At 43.3% G+C, this 4,015-nt stretch carries 7 protein-coding genes; 3 read left to right on the top strand and 4 right to left on the bottom strand.

Features of this window, described 5'->3' with window-relative positions; all coding sequences use genetic code 11:
• The 4 genes from A3757_RS09225 to A3757_RS09240 all read right to left on the bottom strand — a co-directional run.
• Positions 1-301 (bottom strand): CBS domain-containing protein (locus A3757_RS09225; protein ID WP_068739473.1); only part of this gene is annotated, 301 nt, incomplete at its 3' end.
• On the bottom strand, positions 298-648 hold the full coding sequence (locus tag A3757_RS09230) for a P-II family nitrogen regulator (protein WP_068511238.1): 351 nt from the start codon (positions 646-648) through the stop codon (positions 298-300). The genes A3757_RS09230 and A3757_RS09225, both read right to left, overlap by 4 nt.
• A gap of 44 nt (positions 649-692) precedes the next feature.
• Entirely contained in the window at positions 693-1,487 is a 795-nt protein-coding gene (locus A3757_RS09235; protein WP_068511240.1) for a DUF1538 domain-containing protein, read from the bottom strand.
• Positions 1,488-1,502: 15 nt separating this feature from the next.
• Entirely contained in the window at positions 1,503-2,204 is a 702-nt protein-coding gene (locus tag A3757_RS09240; protein WP_068511339.1) for a DUF1538 domain-containing protein, read from the bottom strand.
• A gap of 385 nt (positions 2,205-2,589) precedes the next feature.
• On the opposite strand from A3757_RS09240, the gene A3757_RS09245 reads away from it, so the two are divergent.
• From A3757_RS09245 to A3757_RS28085, 3 genes are all read left to right on the top strand, one after another.
• Positions 2,590-3,177: a hypothetical protein gene (locus A3757_RS09245; RefSeq protein ID WP_068511242.1), complete on the top strand. Its 588-nt coding sequence runs from the start codon at positions 2,590-2,592 to the stop codon at positions 3,175-3,177.
• Between the two features lie 183 nt (positions 3,178-3,360).
• Positions 3,361-3,765 (top strand): hypothetical protein, encoded by a 405-nt coding sequence (locus tag A3757_RS09250; RefSeq protein ID WP_068511243.1) that lies wholly within the window; start codon positions 3,361-3,363, stop codon positions 3,763-3,765.
• 78 nt (positions 3,766-3,843) lie between these two features.
• Complete coding sequence (locus A3757_RS28085) at positions 3,844-3,960, top strand: PEP-CTERM sorting domain-containing protein (protein WP_082865496.1); 117 nt, start codon at positions 3,844-3,846, stop codon at positions 3,958-3,960.
• The last annotated feature ends 55 nt before the right edge of the window (positions 3,961-4,015 follow it).

The following is a 4,015-nucleotide window of genomic DNA, read 5'->3' on the forward strand; positions in this document are numbered from 1 at the left end:
AACGAGCACAATAGCGCACATCCATTTCAGGTGGGACACTGACAACGGGCTTAGACATAATTTCATAGACATTAACGCGATCAGGTGACTTATCTTTTGCCAATACCTTTTTAGCGATATCTGACAGCATCACAACGCCGTACTCGTCATCCTCATTACGTTTTTTGATAATCACGTAGCTAGCATTATGCTCTTTCATTTGAATCAAGGCGTCTTTAACGGTCATCATGCCGTCCATTTCAACGTAGTTACTCCGCATGACATCCTTAATTTTAACAACCGTTTTATTGGTATGACTCATAACTCTTCCTCGACTTTAGCTGCAATAGATTGTATTTGGTGCGAGACGCCCACAGCATCTTCAACATCTAACTGTACGGCAATTCCCGTACCCGGACTGGTATCGAATTCGCCTACCTGTCCAATAGTCTCTAATATATGCCGGCTTAAGTGCTCTTCAACTATAAACAGCAAGACATCCCGTTGAGTCTCCAGGGTCAGGCCAAAAAAAGTCTTACTCTTTTTAATCCCTTCGCCTCTGGCATGGTTGATCACTGTGGCACCAGTCGCCCCAGCTTTTCGCGCAGCCTTCATGACCTTATCGGTTTTGTCATCCTCTACAAACACCAGCAATAATTTAAAATGCATGTACTTTCCCCTATTCGAAATTCTCTACAAACTCTGTACAGAGCTTATTCAACTTGTGCCAAGCCCTGTTGTTGGTTTCGCTTAGCCAAATACTCAGTAATTTGCGCATAGGCCATCACCGACATTATTGGAAATAAGCTAGCAAAAGCGATTAAACCAAAACCATCAATCAAAGTGCTTCGCCCAGGTACTGTTTCAGCTAAGCCTAAACCCAAGGCTGCAACCAAAGGCACAGTTACAGTAGATGTCGTTACACCACCTGAGTCATAAGCCAAAGGCACGATCAGTTTGGGTGCAAAACAAGTTTGAATTACGACGACCACATAACCAGAGATAATAAAATAATGGATCGGAATTCCGGTAACGATACGATAAGTTCCTAAGGAAATACCTACTGCTACACCAATTGCGACGGCAATACGCAAACCCCAAATGCCGATCGCACCACCCGATACTTCATTCGCCTTGATCGCTACAGCTATTAGAGAGGGCTCTGCTATCGTGGTACTAAATCCTATGGCAAAGGCGAACAGATAGACCCAATAATAATCAAACCACTGAAGTGCATCGGCACCAATATCCCTCGCTCCTGCTATAAAAGCTGGATCAGTCAACTGTTGCGCCATTAATTTACCTAAGGGAAATAAGGCTCTTTCCAAACCGAGTAAAAATAGCGATAACCCGATCAGCACGTACAAGAAACCAAACAGCACCCTTTTCATATTGGGTATAGGCTTGCGAATCACAAGAAATTGAAAGCCAAACAATATAGCCGCGATAGGAATCACGTCTTTAATCGTGGCGAACGTAATGTCGATAATATCGTTGAGAAGTTCCATTAAGCGCCGAGCTCCCTATATGATCATGCCGTAAGCCATCACGAATATCATCGGAGATAGCGACGCAAATGCGATTAATCCAAAACCATCAATCATCGGATTTCGGCCCTTGATTGATGAAGCCAAACCTACGCCCAACGCAGTCACCAGAGGAACAGTAATCGTTGAGGTTGTCACACCGCCCGAGTCATATGCAATCCCGATAATTTCCTTTGGTGCGAAACTCGTCATAATCACAACTAGAATATAGCCGCCAATAATCATCCATTGGATCGACCAGCCTGCAATAATACGCACCACACCCAGAACGATCGCCAAGCCTACAGAAAAAGCCACCGTAAATCGTAAGCCACTGGCATAACTTGTTTTAGCGGCTTCAGTTGCTTCGATCATGCCGCCTTCTGCGGCGACCGTTGCGGCTTCTGCAGCGACTGCTATCAAGGCAGGTTCAGCTATTGTCGTACCAAAGCCCAATGCAAAAGCAAAAGCAATCAGCCAAGCGACACTACCCTTCTTTGCTAAGGCATGAGCCATTGACTCACCGATCGGAAATAAGCCCATTTCCAGACCGAAAATGAAAAACGTCAAGCCAAGCAATACAAATATGACACCAATAATCATATCGACCAGGTTAGGTATCGGCTGCTGAAGTACTGCAAATTGAAAAAATGCAATAACAATTATGATCGGCGCCAGGTCTCTGAGACTACCTAGCATTGAACGAAAAATAGCGAGTATGCCTTGCTGCAAACTAAGTTCCCTTAATCTATACAAAGTTAGAAGTTGATAGCCCAAACAAGGTTTAGGCCCTAGAAACAAAACTCTAGAAATGAGTATAGGCCAATACTCACAAAGTGAAATTGACCTAAGACAATTTGAAAGCGCTTAGAGACCTTTACTTGTAGGTTTTACAAGGCCCAAGAACTCACTTAATCAGCAGCGACAAGCGTCGAATTACTTAACACTTATGATGTGACTTGCATCACAAAAAGAACCAATCATTACGATAAGCTACTGAAAAACATCACCAGACCTGAATAAAGTATTGTTATTGCATCAAGACTCTAGATTCTTAATCGACGCTTATTTCGAGGTGTATAAGATGTCTATTGTCAAAAGTCTCTTCCTATTTTTAGTTCTAATATTATCATCCAATCAAGCACTTTCACTTTCATGCGGAAGCAGTCTCAGAACAGCCGATCTAAGTCCTGCAACGAACTGTATAACGGGCCTAGGAAACCCCAGCATTAGTGCTATTAACGCCTTGTTTGACACCCCCCCTAGCTGGCAAAGAGTTAGCTCAGTAGAAGACAATACCTCTGGTGGTAGCGATGGCTGGTTTGGGGTGTCACTGGATCCAAACTCTAACTGGGGACAGAGCAATGTTTCTGGTGAATGGAGCTTAGATTCTGCCTTCTGGGATGCTTACAATGAGGGTGTAATATCAATGCGCGTAGGGAATGGAGGCGGAGACCCCGACTTTTTTGCTTGGAAACTGTCCGATGGAGCATCGACAGGAAGTTTCAGCTACGAGCGTCTAGCCGGTGGTGGAGGTGGTTTATCAAACCTAAAACTATGGGGACGAGTTACCGAAGTTATTCGCATTGAAGAACCTGCAAATATCGCACTCTTTATCATTGGCTTATTTGGCTTATTTGCCTCCAGACGCTTTAGCCAAACACACCCTTAATGTACATATGCGCAAGTTCACATTCACACAATTAACTGTCAGATTAGTTTACCCCCCCCATAACAAAACCTTATTTTTTACACTTAAAAAGCATGATAATTAATTGTAGTTAAAGACAGAGGCAAATCATTGGTACAATTTATGCGTTAAAACCCTTATGTAAAATTATTAACAGGGAATATCATGAAAAATACTCTTAAAATAATATCAGGTATTGCGTTACTAAGCTTTGCCAGCCAATCTTTTGCAGCGATTTGTACTAGCGAAGGGCGAACTGCAGAGTTAACCATATCCACCGTCTGTGAATCTGGTAATGGAAACCCACACACTAACGATATCAACAATCTGTATGGTGACGCACCTAGCTGGGAAAAAGTATCTGACATCGCCGGGGCTGAAGGTACTGACCTAAGCTTAGCTGATGGCCCATTACGAATCGGTTTAAATACAGGTTCTCTTTGGGGAAGCACCGACGTTACCGGAATATGGGGCATTCACAGTTCATTTTGGAGTCAGTTTGATGAAGCAGTGATCTCAATGCATGTTGGCGGAAACCCTCAAGATAACACTTCTGACTTCTTCGCATGATCCATTGCAACAAGCTCAACAACTGGCACGTTTGATTACAATCAAAGCTACGGAAATGGTGGCGGCTTATCTAACTTTATGCTTTGGGGAAGAAACACGGGTAACACAGTTGAGACTCCCGAGCCAGGCAGCATAGCTTTACTTGCTCTAGGCTTACTAGGTTTAGGTTTCTCTAGAAAGCTCTCTCAGCAGTAATAGTAAAAAATACGTTTCTGGGTATTGATTACCCAGAAACACCTTACTTCTTACC

The organism is Oleiphilus sp. HI0117 (genome assembly GCF_001635235.1).